This is a genomic window from Polynucleobacter tropicus (genome assembly GCF_013307225.1).
Lineage (GTDB): Bacteria > Pseudomonadota > Gammaproteobacteria > Burkholderiales > Burkholderiaceae > Polynucleobacter > Polynucleobacter tropicus.
In genome coordinates this window covers 1820609-1840506 of record NZ_CP028942.1, presented here as the reverse complement: position 1 = coordinate 1840506, position 19898 = coordinate 1820609, and the positions used below count along the sequence as shown (strand labels likewise).

The 19898-nt window shown below is 44.7% G+C and carries 17 protein-coding genes; 4 read left to right on the top strand and 13 right to left on the bottom strand.

The genetic code is table 11. From position 1 onward, the window contains the following. Positions 1-16: 16 nt before the first annotated feature. The 5 genes from dusB to DCO17_RS09355 all read right to left on the bottom strand — a co-directional run bounded on the left by dusB (position 17) and on the right by DCO17_RS09355 (position 5440). Complete coding sequence (gene dusB, locus DCO17_RS09375; protein ID WP_173956453.1) at positions 17-1033, bottom strand: tRNA dihydrouridine synthase DusB; 1017 nt, start codon at positions 1031-1033, stop codon at positions 17-19. Between the two features lie 153 nt (positions 1034-1186). Beyond that, a complete protein-coding gene (locus DCO17_RS09370) occupies positions 1187-2344 on the bottom strand; it encodes an FAD-dependent monooxygenase (protein ID WP_173956452.1) in 1158 nt (385 codons plus the stop codon). Between the two features lie 12 nt (positions 2345-2356). Beyond that, positions 2357-3718 (bottom strand): aminopeptidase P N-terminal domain-containing protein, encoded by a 1362-nt coding sequence (locus tag DCO17_RS09365; RefSeq protein ID WP_173956451.1) that lies wholly within the window; start codon positions 3716-3718, stop codon positions 2357-2359. Then, positions 3711-4427 (bottom strand): N-acetylmuramate alpha-1-phosphate uridylyltransferase MurU, encoded by a 717-nt coding sequence (gene murU, locus DCO17_RS09360; protein ID WP_173956450.1) that lies wholly within the window; start codon positions 4425-4427, stop codon positions 3711-3713. Before murU ends, DCO17_RS09365 begins: the two co-directional genes overlap by 8 nt. Before the next feature lie 11 nt (positions 4428-4438). Then, the gene (locus DCO17_RS09355) at positions 4439-5440 is read right to left on the bottom strand and encodes an aminoglycoside phosphotransferase family protein (protein WP_173956449.1); all 1002 of its coding nucleotides are present in this window, start codon (positions 5438-5440) and stop codon (positions 4439-4441) included. 32 nt (positions 5441-5472) lie between these two features. On the opposite strand from DCO17_RS09355, the gene DCO17_RS09350 reads away from it, so the two are divergent. From DCO17_RS09350 to rsmA, 4 genes are read left to right on the top strand one after another with little or no spacing between them, the layout of a single operon-like run. Beyond that, on the top strand, positions 5473-8007 hold the full coding sequence (locus tag DCO17_RS09350; RefSeq protein ID WP_173956448.1) for an LPS-assembly protein LptD: 2535 nt from the start codon (positions 5473-5475) through the stop codon (positions 8005-8007). Continuing rightward, positions 8004-9467 (top strand): peptidylprolyl isomerase, encoded by a 1464-nt coding sequence (locus DCO17_RS09345; protein ID WP_437342804.1) that lies wholly within the window; start codon positions 8004-8006, stop codon positions 9465-9467. The genes DCO17_RS09350 and DCO17_RS09345 overlap by 4 nt, the downstream gene beginning before the upstream one ends. Continuing rightward, entirely contained in the window at positions 9439-10446 is a 1008-nt protein-coding gene (gene pdxA, locus DCO17_RS09340; RefSeq protein ID WP_254598758.1) for a 4-hydroxythreonine-4-phosphate dehydrogenase PdxA, read from the top strand. Before DCO17_RS09345 ends, pdxA begins: the two co-directional genes overlap by 29 nt. Continuing rightward, on the top strand, positions 10446-11222 hold the full coding sequence (gene rsmA / locus DCO17_RS09335) for a 16S rRNA (adenine(1518)-N(6)/adenine(1519)-N(6))-dimethyltransferase RsmA (protein ID WP_173956447.1): 777 nt from the start codon (positions 10446-10448) through the stop codon (positions 11220-11222). Before pdxA ends, rsmA begins: the two co-directional genes overlap by 1 nt. Before the next feature lie 7 nt (positions 11223-11229). Here the strand turns inward: rsmA and DCO17_RS09330 are convergent, their stop codons facing one another. From DCO17_RS09330 to miaB, 8 genes are read right to left on the bottom strand one after another with little or no spacing between them, the layout of a single operon-like run. Beyond that, positions 11230-11964, bottom strand: coding sequence for a lysophospholipid acyltransferase family protein (locus tag DCO17_RS09330; protein ID WP_173956446.1), 735 nt, complete (start codon positions 11962-11964; stop codon positions 11230-11232). Between the two features lie 7 nt (positions 11965-11971). After that, positions 11972-12544, bottom strand: coding sequence for a D-glycero-beta-D-manno-heptose 1,7-bisphosphate 7-phosphatase (gene gmhB, locus DCO17_RS09325; RefSeq protein ID WP_173956445.1), 573 nt, complete (start codon positions 12542-12544; stop codon positions 11972-11974). Further along, a complete protein-coding gene (glyS, locus tag DCO17_RS09320) occupies positions 12541-14679 on the bottom strand; it encodes a glycine--tRNA ligase subunit beta (protein WP_173956444.1) in 2139 nt (712 codons plus the stop codon). The genes gmhB and glyS overlap by 4 nt, the downstream gene beginning before the upstream one ends. 31 nt (positions 14680-14710) lie before the next feature. Beyond that, the gene (gene glyQ / locus DCO17_RS09315; protein ID WP_173956443.1) at positions 14711-15595 is read right to left on the bottom strand and encodes a glycine--tRNA ligase subunit alpha; all 885 of its coding nucleotides are present in this window, start codon (positions 15593-15595) and stop codon (positions 14711-14713) included. A 59-nt stretch (positions 15596-15654) separates the two neighbouring features. Next, entirely contained in the window at positions 15655-17175 is a 1521-nt protein-coding gene (gene lnt, locus DCO17_RS09310) for an apolipoprotein N-acyltransferase (protein WP_254598757.1), read from the bottom strand. A gap of 17 nt (positions 17176-17192) precedes the next feature. Then, the gene (locus tag DCO17_RS09305) at positions 17193-18020 is read right to left on the bottom strand and encodes a CorC family transporter (protein ID WP_173956442.1); all 828 of its coding nucleotides are present in this window, start codon (positions 18018-18020) and stop codon (positions 17193-17195) included. A gap of 36 nt (positions 18021-18056) precedes the next feature. After that, on the bottom strand, positions 18057-18515 hold the full coding sequence (ybeY, locus tag DCO17_RS09300) for an rRNA maturation RNase YbeY (RefSeq protein WP_173956441.1): 459 nt from the start codon (positions 18513-18515) through the stop codon (positions 18057-18059). Continuing rightward, positions 18505-19851: a tRNA (N6-isopentenyl adenosine(37)-C2)-methylthiotransferase MiaB gene (miaB, locus tag DCO17_RS09295; RefSeq protein ID WP_173956440.1), complete on the bottom strand. Its 1347-nt coding sequence runs from the start codon at positions 19849-19851 to the stop codon at positions 18505-18507. Before miaB ends, ybeY begins: the two co-directional genes overlap by 11 nt. Positions 19852-19898: the final 47 nt, after the last annotated feature.

Here is a 19898-nt window from a genome sequence, read left to right as displayed (position 1 = left end):
AATAAAAGTAAATAAATTAAGCGGCTTCCAAAAAGATAAGACGATCAGAGTGAGATTTCATCTCATCAAAATAATCGTTCACCATTTGTAACTGTGTTTTGCAGTCGTCAGCCGTATTCATCCGTTGACGAAATGCATGAGAATTTCTTAGGCCTTTACAGTACCAGCCAATATGTTTGCGAGCTGTCCGTAGGCCAATATGCTCACCATAGAATTCGTAATGGTCCAGAAGGTGGGCATTCATGATGCTTTGGATTTCATTGATTTCAGGAATAGGTAATTTTTCACCAGTATTGAGATAGTGATTAATTTCCCTGAAGATCCAAGGTCTACCTTGCGCGGCACGACCAATCATAATGGCATCGGCACCAGTAGTTTTTAAAACGTACTCAGCCTTTTCCGGGGTATCAATATCACCATTAGCAACTACTGGAATCCTGACGCTATTTTTTACTGCTTGAATAGTGGTGTACTCTGCTTCACCGTGATAAAGATCGGCACGTGTGCGACCATGAACTGTCAGCATAGAAATGCCAGATTGTTCGGCAATACGAGCTATCTCTAGCGCATTTTTATTTTCACGATCCCAGCCCGTGCGAATCTTTAAAGTCACTGGTACGGCATCTGGTCCAACGCCCACGGCGTTTACAACAGCTTCCAAAATCGTTTTGACTAATGGCTCGTCACGCAGGAGTGCAGATCCAGCAGCAACATTACAAACTTTTTTTGCTGGGCACCCCATATTGATATCAATAATCTGCGCACCATGATCTACGTTTACTTTTGCAGCTGCAGCCATCATCGCAGGATCTGCGCCAGCAATTTGAACCGCGATAGGTTTGAATTCACCTTGGTGATTTGCTCGACGTTGTGTCTTTTCGCTTTTCCAAAGCAGGGCATTAGATGCCACCATTTCTGAAACTGCGTAACCGGCCCCCATGGTTTTGCAAAGCTGTCTAAATGGACGGTCAGTAACCCCAGCCATTGGGGCGACAAAAAGTCGATTTGCGAGGGTGTGAGGACCAATCTTCATTTATTTCGAATTGGGGCTGGGGAGATATCAGTTTGTCTTGCGGAAAGCATGACACTTTAGCACATTTAGACCCCAGTTTGCCTATTTTTTAAGCAGATGATCAAGCGCTACCAAGCCAAGGAATAAAGGTTTTTAAAGGGTCTTAAGAGGCTCTTAGCGCCTACCAAACATCATTTGGCGAGCTAAGGCTGTTTTGACTGGTGGAAGCCACTGAAGTGTCGATAAAGCCAGTCCGCGCGCAAGGGCAATTGGCACTAAATTTGAAGTAAAAATCCTGGCCATAAAGTCCGTCAAACCAATAGTTGCAGTTCTGTCTGACTTTCGGCTTTGCGCATATTCTTCGAGCACTTGATGAATTTGCGTGGGGCTTTGTTCAGTAATGGGGCCTGCAAAAACACGACTTAATTTTTCCGCAAGTAAAAATGAATCTCTTAATCCAAGATTAAGTCCTTGGCCCGCGACGGGGTGAAGAGTTTGCGCAGCATTGCCAATCCAAACTTCAGTATCTTTAATAATTTCTTTGCGATAGTTCAAACCAAGTTCATATAAGCGACGATCTTGTACTTTCAAAAACTTGCCAATGCGAGAACCAAATTCATTTTGTAAGGAGGTTAGAAAATCGGCGTCACTCAGTTGTAGGCGATGTTGTGAAGATTCTGGTGAGCCGCACCATACGAGATTCAATATGTTGGGACCGTAGTGACTTGGCAGAATGGCTAGTGGACCCTCAGCGGTAAAGCGTTCCCATGCTTGGTGAGGCGCCGCCTTTTCTACTTCAATTAGACCTACAAGGGCTGATTGTCCATAGTCCCTTCCAGACTCTACCCAATCTTGCTTCTTAAACAAACCACCCTCAGCATGCACGATGCATTTGGCTTGAATGGTGGCTTGCGCAGTGTCATCATTCACATGCAGCCATTGGAATCGAGAACTTTTTTCTTGAATGACTCTTAAAGCTTGGCGTAACGCAAGGTGAATATCGTGATAGCGAACAATATGCCCGAGCGCACTTTGATTAAGCTCTTCCCGAGTCATTAATGCTCTACCAAAACGACCTGCTTGTGAGATATGCACTCGATGAATTTCAGCGTAATCTTTAGGCCAAGCGCTGATCGTATCGAGCAATAACTTGCTTCCATGAGAAAGTGCGATACCGCGACTATCACCCGCTTTTAAGTCAGCATCATTACTGGGATTTCGATCTACTAGAGTAAGTTTTGCATCAGGGAGCTTCTGCAATATCCAGGCAGCGCAAGCAAGCCCAACGGGGCCACCACCTTGAATCAGGATATCGCAAGACTGAGTATTCATTTTTGTAAAAGACTAGTGCTTCATCAGGGCTTCAATCTCATCAGCCTTGACCGGAACTCCACGAGAGATGAGTTCGCAACCCGTCTCATTAATCACTGCATCATCTTCTATGCGAATGCCAATATTCCAGAAGGCTTCATCAATGTCATCGGCAGGTCTAATGTAAAGACCTGGCTCGATGGTAATTACCATGCCGCTTTTCAGAATGCGCCAAGGTTTTTCCGTTTGGAGTTTAGAGATCTCTTCTCTATAAGAGCCGACATCATGTACATCCATGCCGAGCCAATGAGAGGTGCGGTGCATATAAAAGCGTCTGTAGGCGCCTGTTTCGATGGCATTCTCTAAAGAGCCGACATCACTTAATTTAATTAATTTTTCATCCAATAAACCTTGCGTAAGTACTTTTACAGCGGCTTCATGAGGCTGCATGAAAGTGCTGCCAGGCTTGGTCATAGAAATTGCTGCCTCTTGGGCCGTAAGAGTAATGTCATATAGAGCACGTTGCGGACCTGTAAATTTTCCGTTTACCGGAAAAGTGCGAGTGATGTCTGAAGCGTAACCATCCAATTCACATCCAGCATCTATTAAGCAAAGCTCACCACTGCGTAATTCAGTAGAGCCAGCACGATAGTGAAGGATGCAAGAGTTGGCACCCCCGGCAACAATGCTGTTGTATGCCACACTTTGTGCGCCACTATTGCGGAATTCATGAAGCAATTCAGCCTCCAGTTGATACTCGCGCATACCAGGCTTACAAATTTGCATGGCACGAATATGGGCGCGCGCAGAAATGGCGGCAGCGCAACGCATGATATCGAGCTCATGCACATCTTTAAATAAACGCATTTCATGAATGAGCACTTCAATATCATGCAACTCTGATGGCGGATTAATGCCGCTTCGCGCTTGTGCTCGAACTTGTTTCATCCAACGTCTTAGTTGCGCATCAGCTTCTTTGTTTTCGGCCAATCGAATATATATCGCAGTTTGATCCGCCAGCAACTCACCAAGCTTCTGATCAAGATCATGGTTGCTGTGAGCAAACTGTATTCCTAATGCTTGGGGCGCTGCTTCAGGCCCTAAACGAATGCCATCCCAGATTTCACGCTCAAGATCTTTGGGTCTGCAAAACAGATGCGATTCAAGCGCATACGAATTGCCATTAGCAGAAACTTTCATTACCAAAGTTGCGCCAGGCTCTTCAAAGCCAGTTAAGTAAAAAAAGTCACTGTCATGACGATAGGGAAAATCACTATCTCGGTTGCGTGCAAGCTCTGGGGCAGTTGAGATAACGGCAATGCCACCACCAGTTTTGGCAAAAATTTGTTTAGCTAAAGCGTTTCTGCGAAGTTGATAAATATCGGTTTTATTCATATGCGGCATTGAGCTCTTGTAAGCGTTGTGGCGTACCTACATCGTGCCACGAACCAAGATATTTCTCACCAGACACTTTATTTTGTTCCATTGCTGCCCGTAATAGGGGCGCCAATTTGGCTGGACTGTCTATATCCAGATTTTGGAAAAGATCTTTGTGATAGATGCCTATTCCAGAAAAGGTTAGTTTCTCCGAGTTGCTTCCTTCTTGGGTGCTAACCCGATTACCCTGAAGGTAAAAATCGCCGTTCGGATGTTGAACTGGGTTTGGCACCATCAATAGATGTGCCAATACAGGACTTGCCTGATTTCTTATTCGAGAAACTTCTTCCAAAATTTGATCTATCGGTAGATTTGGGCAAAACACATCGCCATTAATGACTAAAAAGTAATCATCTGCTTGCAGTAAAGGCAGTGCCTTTACTATTCCGCCGGCGGTTTCGAGGGCGGTTTCTTCTGGCGAGTATTGAATTTGTAGGCCAAATTGATTTCCAGCGCCAAGAGATTCCTCAATCTTGTGGCCAAGCCATGCATGATTAATCACCACCTTTTTAATCCCTGCGTTTGCTAGCGTTTCTAGGTGCCATGCAAGCAAAGATTTGTTTTGAATAGTGAGTAAAGGTTTTGGCAAATTGTCAGTAAGAGGACGCATGCGTTCTCCTCTGCCAGCAGCAAGCAAAAAGCATGGAAGAGAAGTGCGTTGTTTCATTTTGGTAAATCTTATTTCTGAGTAGTTCGAGTAAATTCCAAAATTCGCGCTAAGGGTTTTAACTCGATATAGCGGTTTGCGGTTGCAATGGCATACTCCAATACCAATGGGATATCTTTTAAATAACCATCTTTGCCATCGCGATGAAATAGTCTGGCAAAAATACCCAGTACTTTGAGATGACGTTGCAATCCCATCCATTCAAAGTCTCGGTAGAGCTGTCCAAAGTCATCTGGCATTGGTAGTCCCGCTTTACGGCCTTGCTCCCAAAACTTAATGACCCAGTCGATAACACGCTCTTCAGGCCAGGAGATATAGGCATCACGCCAAAGCGATGCAGCATCGTAAGTGATGGGTCCATACACTGCATCCTGAAAGTCGAGTACGCCCGGATTGTTTTCAGCTGTAACCATCAAGTTGCGCGAATGGTAATCGCGATGTACGTAGACCTTAGCCTGGGCCAAATTGTTTTCGATGATTAATGCGAAAGCATCTTTGAGTTGTTGCTTTTGGATATCAGTGAGTTCAATTTGTAGATGAGCTTTGAGATACCAATCGGGGAATAAATCTAATTCTCGCTGAAGTAATGCTTCATCATAATTTGGTAATATGTTTGGCTTGCTTGCAAGTTGCATTTGTATTAATGCATGCGTTGCATTTTGATAAAGTGCATTTGCAGTTTGATCATTTAGTGCTGCAAGATAAGTTTGATTGCCAAGATCATTTAGCAATAAAAATCCTTCAGATGCATTTTGTTCTAGGATTTTTGGCACATTTAATCCGGCCTCAGAAAGCAGTAAATCGACCCGAATGAATGCGTCCAGTGGTTCATGTTGGGGTGGGGCATCCATGATGATTAAGGTGCCAAATTTCGGATTTTGGGACTGAATACGGAAATAGCGTCTAAAGCTGGCGTCCGCAGAGGCAGGGGCCAAAGTGTCTAGATCTAATTGCCAGTTAGCCTGGAGGGCTTTTAGCCAGTTTTTTAGGGTGTTTAAGCGAGAGTCAGTCATGGTCGATTCGTATAATAAGGCGGTCTGGATCCATGAGTCATTATCGCCGTCGCGCCGGCTTTTGCGCCCCTCTTTTTTTAGGCTTAACCCTGCGCGTACTGATGGGGGTGGCATTGCTTCCGGTTTCACTTTTGGGGCATGCTCAAGCACCAGCGGCGCTACCCCCCGTTTCTCAAGCTACACAGAATTTCACGCTCTTGCCAGACCGTGGAAATGTCACCGTCCTCAAGTTAGATGATCAACTGCGTGTTGGAAAACCTATATCTGATGGTGAAGCTCTGACCTTTACTTCTAGTGATGCGATTGATGGAGTGGTTGAGCGAGATATGCACTTAAAAGGTCGCGCTCAAATTCGTCGTAATGGAGCCGCACTTAAGGCTGATGAGATTACTTATAACCCCGATACAGATATTGCCGACTTAATTGGTAATGCGGAACTTTCAAAAGGGAACACAACCTTCAAAGGTCCAAAGGGGCAATTTAAGGTGGATGCACGTGAAGGTTTTATGGAGTCACCCTCTTATGAGCTTAGAGATACGCGTGGAAATGGTACGGCCAATAAATTAACGATTGAAAACTCTGACATCTTTGTATTTGATCGTGCCACATACTCGACGTGTACCCCAGAAAATATGGATTGGTATTTCACGGCGAGTAGTCTTGAAATCGATAATGAGCAAAAAGAAATGATTGGCACTAATGGTGTGATGCGTTTCTTCAATGTGCCAATTGCCTATGTGCCTTACTTCACAGCCCCAACAGGAGGAGAGCGCAGAACAGGTTTGCTTGCACCAGTTGCCGGGTATAACTCCAATAATGGCATGGATATTACGGCGCCATACTATGTGAACATTGCTCCGAATCGTGACCTATTGTTATTGCCCCGTGAAATGAATCATCGCGGTTTTATGCTTGGTGCCTCTTATCGCTTTCTTGAAAGAGAGTATTCCGGTGTTGCTACTGGAGAATATTTGCCTTATGACAAGCAGACTGGCACGAATCGCTGGAAGTACGATTGGCAGCAACGTCAAATCTTCTCCGGCGGTGTTGGGCCTGGCGGCATCCCAACGCCTGGTTCTTGGAGTGGCTATGCCAATATGTCTCGTGTCTCAGATAGCTTGTATCCAACTAACTTCTCACAAAGTATTGCTGGTCAAGTAACCAGCCAATTCCGCCAGGAGCTAGGTACTTCGAAGCAGTTAACTGGTGAATTAAGTAATTGGGTGGTTGGTGCAAAGGCAGCTACATTCCAAACCTTGCAGCCTGATCCCAATAATTTAGTACAAGCACCTTACAACATACTCCCAAATATTACTGCTGCTTATAACAGCCAACTAAGTCCGGTGGTCTCAGATCCAACGGGACGATATTTGGCATTGCCATCAGGCCCGAAAACTACTTTCTCGGCTGACTACACTCGCTTTGCTTATGCATTAGGCGGTAATTTTAATGCTCCGCCACCGGGTGCATATACGCAAGCGGATCGCACTGTCGTCAAGGCAGGATTAGCACTGCCACAAATTACCCCTGGTTATTACATAACGCCAACAGTGAGCTTTCAATCGAACGCCTACAGCGCAACTGCTAACCCAGCGGCTTTTACTGGAGCGAGCCCTGTGGCAGCGCAAGGTTTCACAATCCCTACATTTAGTTTGGATTCTGGTTTGGCATTCGAAAGAGATGCCTCTGAGCTCCATGGTTTTTTTGGGCGCAATATGTTGCTCACAATGGAGCCAAGAGCGTTTTATGCGTACACACCATATCAAAGCCAAGCAAATACGCCAGTGTTTGATACTGCCGATGCTGGTTTTGGTGTATCGCAAATTTTTACGGCCAATACTTTTATTGGCAACGATCGCATTGCCGATACCAATGCTGCGACATTGGGCTTGACAAGTCGCATGATTGAATCAAGTACCGGTGCGGAGCGTGCGAATGTGACCTTGGCTCAGAAGCAACAATTTACTGCGCAAAAAGTGGGCCTCAATGGAAATATTGCTAGCCCGACAACATACTCAGATACTTTGGGTTCTGCCTCTGTTCGATTGCTTGGTAACTTTAGTGCAGACATGTTTGGGCAGTACAACACACAGTTAAATCGATTTGTGCAGACAACGGTTGGCGCGAGTTGGCGCCCTACTATCGGTAGAAGTCTGAACTTTGGCTACCGTAATGTATGGTCGCCACCGATTCAAGCCTCAGCGCAAAATAATCAAGTTGCGACACCAGCGGCAACCACAACCGACCAATACAATATTTCCGGGCAATGGCCATTAACGCGTGAAGTTTCGGTGTTAGGTCGCTGGGGCTATGATGCTTTAACAACTAAAACCTTGAACACGTTGGTGGGGTTAGAGTGGACAAGAGACTGCTGGACTTTTCGGGGCGCTTATTCCCAGGCGGTTAATACATCCCTCATTACAACTACCCAAGTCTTGTTTCAGGTCGAATTTAGGGGCTTTGCTAGCGCAGGAAGTAATCCAGTTGATATCATGAAGTTAAATGTACCTGGGTATATGCCGACTTCTAAGCCTATCCCTCCTTCCATATATGAGAATTACCAATGATGCTTTATAGGTTCAGTTTGAAAAAAATTGCTTGTCTCGCCATATTCATAGGCTCATTCGCATTAAATGGGTTAGTGAGTGCCCAAGATACAACCAAAGCACTAACCGCGAGCGATAGCAAAATCCGTAATATTGACGGAGTCGTTGCCGTGGTCAACACTGGCTACATCACGCGTAAAGATATTGATGATCGAATTACTCTGCTCAAAAAACAGGGTGTAAAGCTGCCGGAAGATGGCTCTTTACGTAAGGCAATTTTAGAGCGTTTGATTATCGAAAAAATTCAATTGCAAAATGCAGAGCAAGAGGGTATGGCTCTCATTACGAATAAAGAATTAGACAAAATTATTGCTGATATTGCAGAAAAAAATAAAATTAGCGTTGCTGAATTTAAGAATAAGATTGTTGCATCTGGCAGCACATTTGATCGATATAAACAACTTTTACGTGATGATATTGTTTTAAGTCGTTATAAAGAAAGGGCGATTGAATCAAGAATAAAAGTGTCAGATGCCGAGATTGATAATTTTATAGCCGAAAGAAATCGTGCCATAAGCTCGGGTGCTACATCTCGTTCCGTGCCGGCAGCCAAGGGTGAGCCAGAAGAAATTGATGTAGCTCAGATTTTCATATCCCTTGATCCTGCATCTAGCTCAGCGACAAAGATTGAGGCGAAAAAGAAAGCTGATCAATTGTTGCGTGAGGCAAGAGCAAATGCTGATTTTATGCAACTTGGCGCTACCGCCTCGAAAGATAATCCTAATATCAAATTGCAAGACTTAGGTTATCGCACTCCAGATAGACTTCCTCAGTTGTTTTATGAGGCCGTAAAAAATGTTGGTGGTGGTCAGGTTGTCAATGTCGTTATAAAAAGCCCAGCGGGATTTCATATTCTGAAAGTATTGGATCGTCGAGCTATAAGCGCGAATAATGCCTCCGCAAAGTCTACTGCATCTACAGAGCAGAACTTTGATGCTCCACAAAATATTATGGTTACGCAGACAATGGCGCGTCACATTTTATTGCGCAGTCGCGCTGGACTGACGGATCAGGATGCCGAGAGACGTCTAGCTGGATATCGTGATCAGGTAAAAATTAAGACTGCTGATTTTGGTGAATTAGCAAAAAAATACTCTGAGGATGGTTCGGCTCCTAATGGCGGTAATTTAGGGTGGATGGGGCCTGGAGACCTTGTTCCCGAGTTTGAGCTGGCAATGAATCGTTTGCAAATTGGTGAAGTGAGCAACCCAGTAAAGACGGAATTTGGTTGGCATTTAATTCAAGTGCTGGAGCGTCGTGAGGTGCAACTGACCCTAGAAAAGCAACGACAATTTGCCCGTGCTGCGATTCGTGAGCGAAAAATTGAGCAAGCATATCAAGATTGGATTCGTGAGCTAAGAGATACGGCGACTGTGAAAATTTTGAACGGTGATGATGGCGCATCCAACGTCTCTCGTTAGGCTTGCTATAACCACCGGCGAACCTGCCGGCATAGGTCCTGAAGTATCAATAGCTGCAGCCAAGCAATTTCTGCTTGAGCAAGCAAATGCATGCATCACCTTATTGGGAGACCAAGGTCTTTTAAGGGAGGCAGTTAAAAGCTCTAATGCTGAGCGCCTTCAAGTAGAGGCCATACCTCTCATTGCATCCTCCACTCTTGGTAAATTAAATGCTCAAAATGGTCCGTATGTGATTCAGCTCTTGGATCGGGCTATTGATGGCTGTATGGCAGGGCAGTTTGATGCGATGGTTACAGCCCCTATCCAAAAGAGCGTTATTAATGAAGCTGGACTCGCTTTTACTGGGCACACAGAATATCTCGCGCAACGTTGCGGTGTGAAACACGTGGTGATGATGTTGAGCGCAACTCTTAAAAAAGGATTTTTGGGGTTGTCCTCATCAAGAGATTTGAGGGTGGCCTTAGTTACAACCCATTTGCCATTACAAAAAGTTTCTGCATTTTTAAATCAAGATCTGATACTAGACACTATCCAAATAGTGCAGCAAGATCTTCAGGTGAAGATGGGTATTACTCATCCTGTGATTCGCATATCGGGATTAAATCCCCATGCTGGTGAGTCTGGTTATTTAGGTCGAGAAGAGATCGACATGATTTCCCCGGCAATTGAATTAGCAAAAAAAATGGGAATTGATGTATCTGGGCCATATCCTGGGGATACCATGTTCGAACCCAAGGCTTTAGAAGAGGTAGATGCTTTTATCGCCATGTATCACGATCAAGGTTTGGCGCCATTTAAGTTTGTCACCTTTGGCGGTGGCGTTAACATCACTTTAGGCTTGCCGATTATTCGAACCTCGGTGGATCACGGAACGGCCCTTGATATTGCTGGCAAAGGTATTGCTGATTCTGGATCGATGTTAGAAGCTATTCGCTCGGCATATCAAATGGCGCTTACACAAAAACAATTGGTTGGCTAATGCATCGCGCGCGTAAACGTTTCGGCCAAAATTTCTTGCAAGATCAGGGCATTATTCATGCAATTGTGCGACTGATTAACCCAAGTCCAGATATGCACGTCATTGAAATCGGACCTGGTCTTGGTGCACTAACAAGACCATTGTTAAGTAACCTTGCCCATCTTGATTTATTGGAGATTGATCGAGATTTAGTGGCTTACTGGAATCATGAAAATCTTCCAGGTTTAACGGTTATTGAAGGTGATGCTCTCAAATTTAATTTTGATGAATGGTCGCAGCAACGTAGTGAAAAAACAAGTTTATGCAAGGTAGTTGGTAATCTGCCTTATAACATTTCATCACCTTTACTCTTTCACTTGGTTTCAGCCGCTTCACACATAGACGAGCAAGTATTCATGCTGCAGGCTGAAGTAGTTGAGCGTATGGTGGCGCAAGCCGGCAGCTCTGATTTCAGTAGGCTTTCTGTGATGTTGCAGGCTCGTTACGATATGGAGCTAGTACTTGAGGTGCCTCCTGAGGCTTTCGAACCAGCGCCTAAGGTTAACTCAGCAGTAGTGCGAATGATTCCTAGAAGAGACTTCAATTTAGATGAAACTCAATGGAGCGCTTTGGAACAGGTAGTCGCAGCTGCTTTTTCACAAAGAAGAAAAATGCTCAGAACAAATCTTCAGGCATTTGTTGGGAAGCTAAAGCTCACTGAAGAGGAGCTAAAGGCCAGAGCTCAAGATATTTCAGTGGATCGTTATATTGAATGGGCTAGGGTCTTAGCCGTTTAACCTTTAATTACTTGTATGCGCTCGGATCTATTATGCGCATCTCGGCTTCAATCCAGCCCTCAACTTCATGTTGTAACTCTTCTCCCGATTTTCCTTCGGAAGTAATGGCTGGGCCAATTGAGAAAATGACAGTACCAGGGCGTTTGAGAAAGCTATTTTTTGGCCAGCAAATGCCGGCATTGTGCGCAATCGGAATGACTAAGGCTCCAGTAGCGCTTGCAAGTCTTGCGCCGCCTTTTCGGTAGGGTTTGGTAGAGCCTCTTGGAGTTCGTGTTCCTTCTGGAAATAGCATGATCCACTTGCCTTCGCTTAAGCGCTTGCGACCTTGGCTAGCGACAGATAGGGCTGCCGTTTGTTTGTTGGCTCGATTAATGTGGATCATTTTTAACAAAGCAAGCGCCCAACCAAAAAATGGAATCCAAAGTAATTCACGTTTGAAAACAAAACAGAGCTGTTTAGGCAATAAGGCTATGTAAGCAATAGTTTCATAAGCGGATTGGTGTTTGCTCAGAATGACTACAGGCTGATTTAAAACGGCGCGCATGTTTTCCATGCCCCGAATTTCATAATGAATGCCGCAAAGGTGCCACAAGAGCCAAATGACTACTTTGTTCCAAAGTCCGATGAAGTTATAACGATTTTCTGGGCTTAGGAAAGGAAAGGCAATCATGCATAGCACTGACCAAATTGGCGTGAAGACCAATAAGAAGAGAGCGAATATCGTTGAGCGGATGAGCACCATAAATATCCTAAGCTTTGTTTGCTAGTAAAGAGTTCGCGAATGCCATCAGGTCTGCATGAATTTGTGTGCCCTCGGGAAGCTCGCCCTTTGCCAAGGTTTTCTGCCCTTTTCCAGTCAGTACTAAATGTGGGGACGCTCCTAATACTACGCCTGCTTGTAGGTCTCGCAGCGAATCGCCAACAATTGGAACACCTAATAGAGGGTGTTTTGTATCTGTTCTTTTGTAGCGTAAAGCGATCTCCTTCATGAGTCCCGGAGCTGGTTTTCTGCAATCGCAAGCGTGAGCATCCGTATGGGGGCAGAAAAAGATGCTGTCAATATTGCCGCCCAGGGGCTTGAGAAGCCTCTCCATCTTGCTATGCATGGCATGCAATTCATTGATTGTGAAATACCCTCTTGCTAATCCCGATTGATTGGTGGCAATGGCAATCTGATAGCCAGCTTGATTGAGAAGTGCTATTGCTTCTAAGCTGCCTGGAAGTGGCATCCATTCATCTGCTGATTTGACATAGTCATCGCGATCTTCGTTGATCACGCCATCGCGATCCAAAATAATGAGTTTGGAAGAGCTGGTGCTCATGCTAACTTGCCGAGATCGGCAACGAGATTCATTTTTTGGTGTAGTTCTTGCAAAAGAGCTAAACGGTTATCACGCAGATCGGCATTGGGGTCCATCACCATGACATCCGCAAAGAACTGATCTATAGGCGCGCTAAGCGCAACTAATGCTTGTAAAAGTTCAACATATTGACGCTTTTCATAAGCGGCATTCAGGGTGGGAATAACGGCATTCAGGGCTTGATGTAGGGAGATTTCAGCAGGAATTTGCAAAAGTTTGCTTGAGCAACTTACTGGAATAGCCGTAGTTGTCTTCTTCAGAATATTGCTAATGCGTTTGTTTGCGGCAGCCAACTGAGCAGCCTGAGGTAACGCATTAAATTCGCGAAGAGCAGTTAGACGCTCAATCACATCATTGATTTGCTCTGGAGACTGGCTTAGAGCTGCCTCAATTTCAGCGCTGGTAAATGGTTTGCCTGCTACGGACTGGTCACGTAAATACGCGCGCAAACGATCAATAATGAATTCATAGATATCAGCTGTTTTGGCTTTATCTTGAACATCTTTCTGGGTAAATTGCGTGCGCGCCAGTTCAATTAATTCTGGCAAGCTCAATGAAAGATTTTTTTCTAAAAGCAGGCGGCAAATACCAAGCGCATGACGACGCAACGCATAAGGGTCTTTATCGCCAGTTGGCGCAAGTCCTACGCCCCAGATGCCGACTAGCGTCTCTAGTTTGTCTGCGATTGCCAATATTGTTCCGGTTTGGGTTTGAGGCAAGTTATCGCCAGCAAAGCGTGGCATATAGTGTTCGCTGCATGCTGATGCTACATCGACATTCTCACCATCATGTTTCGCATAGTAAGTGCCCATGATGCCTTGTAATTCAGGGAACTCGCCAACCATATCGGTGAGCAAGTCTGTCTTGGCAATTTCAGCGGCACGACTAGCCAATTTTTCATCTGCATTGAGTTTCTTGGCAATTCCAACAGCAATGCCTTGTACGCGTTTAGTACGATCAAGTTGGTTTCCAAGTTGATTGTGATAGACCACTTTTCCGAGGTCTGCCACACGAGAAGCTAGAGGGCGTTTTTGGTCTTGCTGGAAGAAAAAGCGTGCATCCGATAAGCGGGGACGTACAACTCGCTCGTTACCAGAAATAATGGCATCTGGCGTAATTGTTTCTATGTTTGAAACAATTAAGAATCGATTGCGTAGCTTTCCCTGTTTATCAGTTAAAGCAAAGTACTTTTGATTTGTCTGCATTGTAAGAATCAGACACTCTTGCGGTACTTCTAAAAATTCTGGATCAAAGTGACATTCATAAATAGCTGGCCATTCAACTAATGAAGTCACCTCGTCCAACAGGCTGTCAGGCATTAAGACTAGGTCATCGCCTGCCGCTTTAAGTAAAGCGGTTTTAATTTGTTCACGACGCTTAATAAAGCCAGGAATCACCTTTGCTTTACTTTGAAGTTCATTTTCGTATTGATCTGCATCGCTAATCGTAAATACGCCAGGCGCCAAGAAGCGGTGCCCCTCAGTCTGATTACCCGCATCGATGCCAAGAGCATGAATATTGATGGCTTTGTCCCCGTGCAGCGCAATAATGCGATGTGCTGGGCGAGCAAATTGAACATCACTAAGCTCGCCATTTTTCTGTTGCACTTGGTAGTGCATCATTTTGGCAATCGGTAGTTTGTTGAGTGTTTGCTCTAATGCGGTTTGCGCAGTTTTTTCAAGCGAAGCGCCTTTAGCGATCACATTGAGATAGAGCGCTTCATTTTTACCTTCGCCAGATTTTTCTAGGGTGGACAGGTCAATGTCAGAAAAACCAAGGGCAGCTAATTTTTTTAATAATGGGGCTGTTGCTTTGCCATCTGCATCATACGCAATGCTCGTTGGCAAGAGCTTTTCTCTTACTGGGTAATCTTGACCTTGACCTAATACATTGCTTACTTGAACTGCTAAGCGGCGTGGAGTTGCAAATCCCGTTGCAACAGAAGACTCGGTGGTGAGATTGGCTGCTTTGAGGGCTGCAAAAATACCTTCACTAAACGCATCGCCCAAAAGGCGTAATGACTTAGGTGGCAATTCTTCGGTAAAGACTTCAATCAACAAGCTTGCTGATGGAGTGTTTGAATTAGATGAGCTCATAAGGAAACAATAATTTCAATCAGTCAGGCTCTTAAGCCTTGGTTTGGCGTTGACACATAGGAAAGCCGAGTTTTTCTCGGGAGTCAAAGTAGGCTTGTGCAACTGCGCGCGATAGATTGCGAATACGGCCAATGTAAGCGGCACGCTCGGTCACAGAAATTGCTCCACGAGCATCCAATAAATTAAAGGTGTGCGCTGCTTTCAGAACCATTTCATAAGCGGGTAATGCCAGCGGCACTTCCATTAAGCGCTTTGCTTCACTTTCGTAGTTTCCAAAATTCGCAAATAAGAGATCTGTATTTGAGTGTTCGAAGTTGTAGCAAGATTGCTCAACTTCGTTTTGGTGATAAACATCACCATAAGAAATTCCGTCAGCCCAAACAAGATCGTAAACATTGGAGCAATTCTGGATGTACATTGCTAAGCGCTCGATACCGTAGGTGATTTCTCCTAAAACTGGTTTGCAGTCAAGGCCGCCCACTTGTTGGAAATAAGTAAACTGAGTGACTTCCATGCCGTTCAGCCATACCTCCCAGCCTAGGCCCCAAGCACCAAGGGTTGGATTTTCCCAGTCGTCTTCAACAAAACGAATGTCATTTTGTTTGAGATCTAAACCGAGCGCTGCCAAGGACCCTAAATACAACTCCAGAATATTTTCAGGGGCTGGCTTTAAAACAACCTGATACTGATAGTAGTGTTGCAAGCGATTTGGGTTTTCACCGTAGCGTCCATCTTTAGGTCGACGCGATGGTTGCACATAAGCGGCTTTCCAAGGCTCTGGTCCAATTGCCCTTAAGAAGGTTGCGGTATGGGAAGTCCCTGCGCCAACCTCTAAGTCGATGGGTTGCAATAGGGCACAACCTTGTTGGTCCCAATAATCTTGAAGTTTGAGAATGATTTGCTGAAAAGTAAGCATGATTAACCTGGCTAAGCCATTGATTTTACATGGCTAGCGCACTGTAGAGTTAAAAATGCTTAAAAACGACGACGACGAATAAAGCCCCGGATTAGCAATCCTGCGGCAAGACTTAGGATCGGTAGGTTGCCCCATCTCACGTAGGGCGTTTGACCGCTGTAAGGCTGGATTTTGGTGGTGAGTGTTGCTTGGGTAAATTCTGGAAGGGTTTGGTGCAATTTGCCATCTGGGCCCAGGGCGGCAGTGATGCCAGTATTAGTCGCTCTTAGAGCTGGCAGACCTGTTTCAAGAGATCTTAATTGTGAGAGACGTAATTGTTGAGTAGGGGCTTGTGATTGACCAAACCAGGCTAAGTTAGTCATATTAATTAACAAATGAACTGGCTCTTTATTGCGATGTATGCGTGAAGCTAGCTCATCCCCAAAGACATCTTCGTAGCAAATCGTGATTGCAGCATTAACGCTCGTTTGGTTTTTGCGTTCAATGCTAAAAGGTTTTTGATCAAAGCTACCTCGTGCAAAGTCACTTAGGGGAACATTAAATGCTTTGATGAACCAATGAAAGCCTGGAGGGATGAATTCTCCAAAGGGAACTAGGTGAACCTTATCATATTGATATGGCTGAGCATTGGGTGATAGGCCAATAGCGCGATTGGTGTATTGCATTCCCTGTTCGCTGGGTACTTCACCAACCAAGCCAAGCAAGAGATTGCTGAGGCTTGTGTTGGAATAATTCTGTAAATAATTTAGCAAGCCAGATGGAAGATTATTTTGTGGCCAAGGAAAAGCGGTCTCTGGAATGATGATGAGGTCGGCTGATTGTTTCTGAATTTCTGAAACATAAAAGTCAATCTGCTGACCAATTGCTTGCAGATTAAATTTGAGACTCTGCTCAAAATTACCCTGAATGAGACGCACGCTAATTGGCTCGCCAAAAGGTTTTGTGTAGGAAATTTTTCCTGTAAATTGAATCAATGCGATTGTTGCGAGCAATATAACAACGCGCTTTATGGGGTACGTTCTCATTTGCAGAATTTCCCACGAAGCCCATACCACTAAGAATGTGCAGGCAAGACCGCCAAAGACTGGTGCAATGGGTGAGAAAGGTCCATCGAATTGGTTTTCTGCCAACCCCATCCATGGAAAGCCAGTAAATATATAGCCTCGTAAATATTCGCTAATCACCCAGCTAGCGGCAAGTAGCAAGCCGGAGGTGTGACTTTGCTTGAAATGACGAATGGTAAAAGTGGCTGCAGAAAAATACAGCGCCATGTAGAGCGACAGTAATAAAACTGCGATAGCTGACAGCATGGGATTCATGCCCCCAACATCGTGCATGCTGATGTATAGCCACCACAATCCGATTAGAAAATAACCAAGCCCAAAAATAAGTCCGTAAGCATAGTATTGCTTTGTTGTTTGAGATGTCTCATTGCGAAGTCGCCACCAGACAATACTCAGAATTGGTATTTGAAGCCAACCACCATAGGGTAGTTCAGCGGCGAGAGCAAGCAGAGCACCAAGTCCAAAAAGCACAATTCCTGCTGAGGTGCGTTTTGTAAATATCTTGGAAATGAGCAAGTTACGCCCTGGTCGATTTATTGAGGCAATTGCCGCGCTAGCAGCACGTGTATTTGTCGTGGATCGGCTCGCTGCACTTCAAATTCAATGCCGTCAATAGTGATGCGTTCACCTACTTTTGGAACGCGCCCTAAATGCTGAATCACTAAGCCAGCAACGGTATCGATATCCTCAATCGCAAAGTGTGTGCCGATTGTTTGATTGAATTGATCAAGCTCGGTAATGCCTTTAACTCGGATATCACCATTATCAAGTGCGATGATATTGTCGGCTTCCTCATCAATATCGTGCTCGTCTTCAATATCGCCAACAATTTGTTCAAGAACATCTTCAATAGTAATGATGCCGGCTACACCACCATATTCATCGACAACGATGGCTAAGTGATTACGATTATCTTTGAAGTCGCGCAATAAGACACTAAGACGTTTTGATTCGGGGATGAATACTGCAGGACGTAACCAGTCTCTTATTTGAAAATCTTTTTCAGTTGCATGACGTAACAAGTCTTTGGCAAGCAAAATACCAATCACGTTGTCTCGCGTTCCCTCAAAGACTGGAAAGCGAGAGTGAGCGGCTTCGATTGCAATCTTCATTAACTCCGCCAAAGGAAGATTGATATCAATCCAGTCAATTTGTGCTCGCGGCACCAAAATATCTCGTGCGCAGAGTTGTCCCACCTGAAAGACGCCCTCAATCATAGAAAGTGCGTCAGCATCAATTAATCCCTCTGTTTGGGCTTCACGTAGCGTTTCAATCAGTTCTTGACGTCGCTCACTGGGGCTGATTGGCTGTGGCGATAAGAAATCGGCCAGGCGATCTAAAAGGGATTTGGGGTCAGGCATATAGCAAGAATAGCGTAGAACGATGACAAATGAAAATTATGAGTTTAGGTAGGGATTGGTAAATCCGAGTGCTTTAAGGATTTTAATTTCTAGAGCTTCCATCTTTTTCGCATCTCGATCGTTTTCATGATCGTAGCCCTGAGCATGTAGACATCCATGAATAATTAAATGCGCCAAATGGGCTTTTAATGTCTTTCCTTGATCTTTTGCTTCTTTTTGAATGATAGACAGGCAAAAAATGATGTCTGCCATGAGGCTATTTTTTGAGTGCTCGTAAGGAAAGGTAAGTACATTTGTGGCGTAATCTTTTTTACGAAAAGAGGCGTTTAGCTTTTTGCCTTCAGCGGCATTTACAAACCGAAGAGTAATTAATCCCGATGCTGCGCCCGTACTTTTGACCCATTTTTTGATGAGCGCTGCCGAGGCAGTCTTTTCAATAACGCTTTCAAGAGCTGGGCTAGCAAACTGGAGATCAATGATTAATTTAGCTGGCATGTGCTTCTACCATCTCTCCCCTGAGAGTGTAATTGAGTACTTCGGTAATTTGGATATCGACCATTTGTCCTGTGAGAGATTCGATTTGATCGCTGGGCGCAGTAAAGTGAACTACGCGATTATTCTCAGCCCTGCCTTGTAGGTTAACTCCATCCTTTGCCAAGCCTTCAACTAAAACAGTTTCAATATTGCCCAGCATTTTTTGGCTAATTTGATTGGCTTGTTCCTCAACAAGGGCAAGTAGTGTTTGTAAGCGCTTTAACTTCACTTCGTATGGCGTGGTATCAATTAGATTTGCCGCGGGTGTACCGGGACGCGGGCTAAAGATAAAGCAAAAACTGTTATCAAAATTCAGGTCACGCACCATCTTCAGAAGTTTTTCAAAGTCAGCATCTGTCTCACCAGGGAAGCCAACAATAAAGTCGCTGGATAGTGTGAGGTCAGGGCGCACTGCACGCATTTTTCGAATAATGCTTTTGAACTCAAGCGCTGTATAGCCCCGTTTCATCGCCGATAGCATGACATCTGAGCCATGTTGTACTGGCAAATGCAGATGACTTACCAATTTTGGAACCTTGGCGTATACATCAATTAAGCGTTGCGTAAATTCTTTAGGGTGACTGGTAGTAAAGCGGATGCGTTCAATCCCCGGTATCTCGGCGATATATTCAATGAGTAAAGCAAAGTCAGCAAGCTCTGCAGTGTCACCCATTTCCCCGCGATAAGCATTTACATTTTGCCCAAGTAAAACAATTTCTTTGACACCGTTGGCGGCAAGTCCAGCAACTTCAGTCAGAACATCATCAAAAGGGCGCGATACCTCTTCACCTCGTGTGTAGGGAACAACGCAATAACTGCAATATTTGGAACAACCCTCCATGATGGAGACATATGCAGAGCCACGTGTTTGACGTGATGCTGGTAGTTGATCAAATTTTTCAATCTCTGGAAAGGAGATATCAACCTGCGGAACTCCTGTTTTACGGCGTTCGGCAATAAGGTCGGTTAAACGATGGAGGGTTTGGGGTCCAAAAACAACATCGACATAGGGCGCACGACTAACAATTTGTTGACCTTCTTGACTGGCAACGCAACCACCAACTCCGATTAGTAAATTGGGCCTTGTTTTTTTTAGCTCTCTTAGTCGTCCAAGATCTGAGAAAACTTTATCCTCCGCTTTTTCTCGTATGGAGCATGTATTTAGGAGGACAACATCCGCATCTTCAGGAGAGTTAGTCATTTCCATGCCTTCATCTGCATGGAGGAGGTCGGCCATTTTGCCCGAGTCATACTCGTTCATTTGGCAACCAAAGGTTTTGATATAGAGCTTTTTCATATGCCGTTCTCAGATTTATAGCTGGGGGCGAAGCTCAGATTTTACAG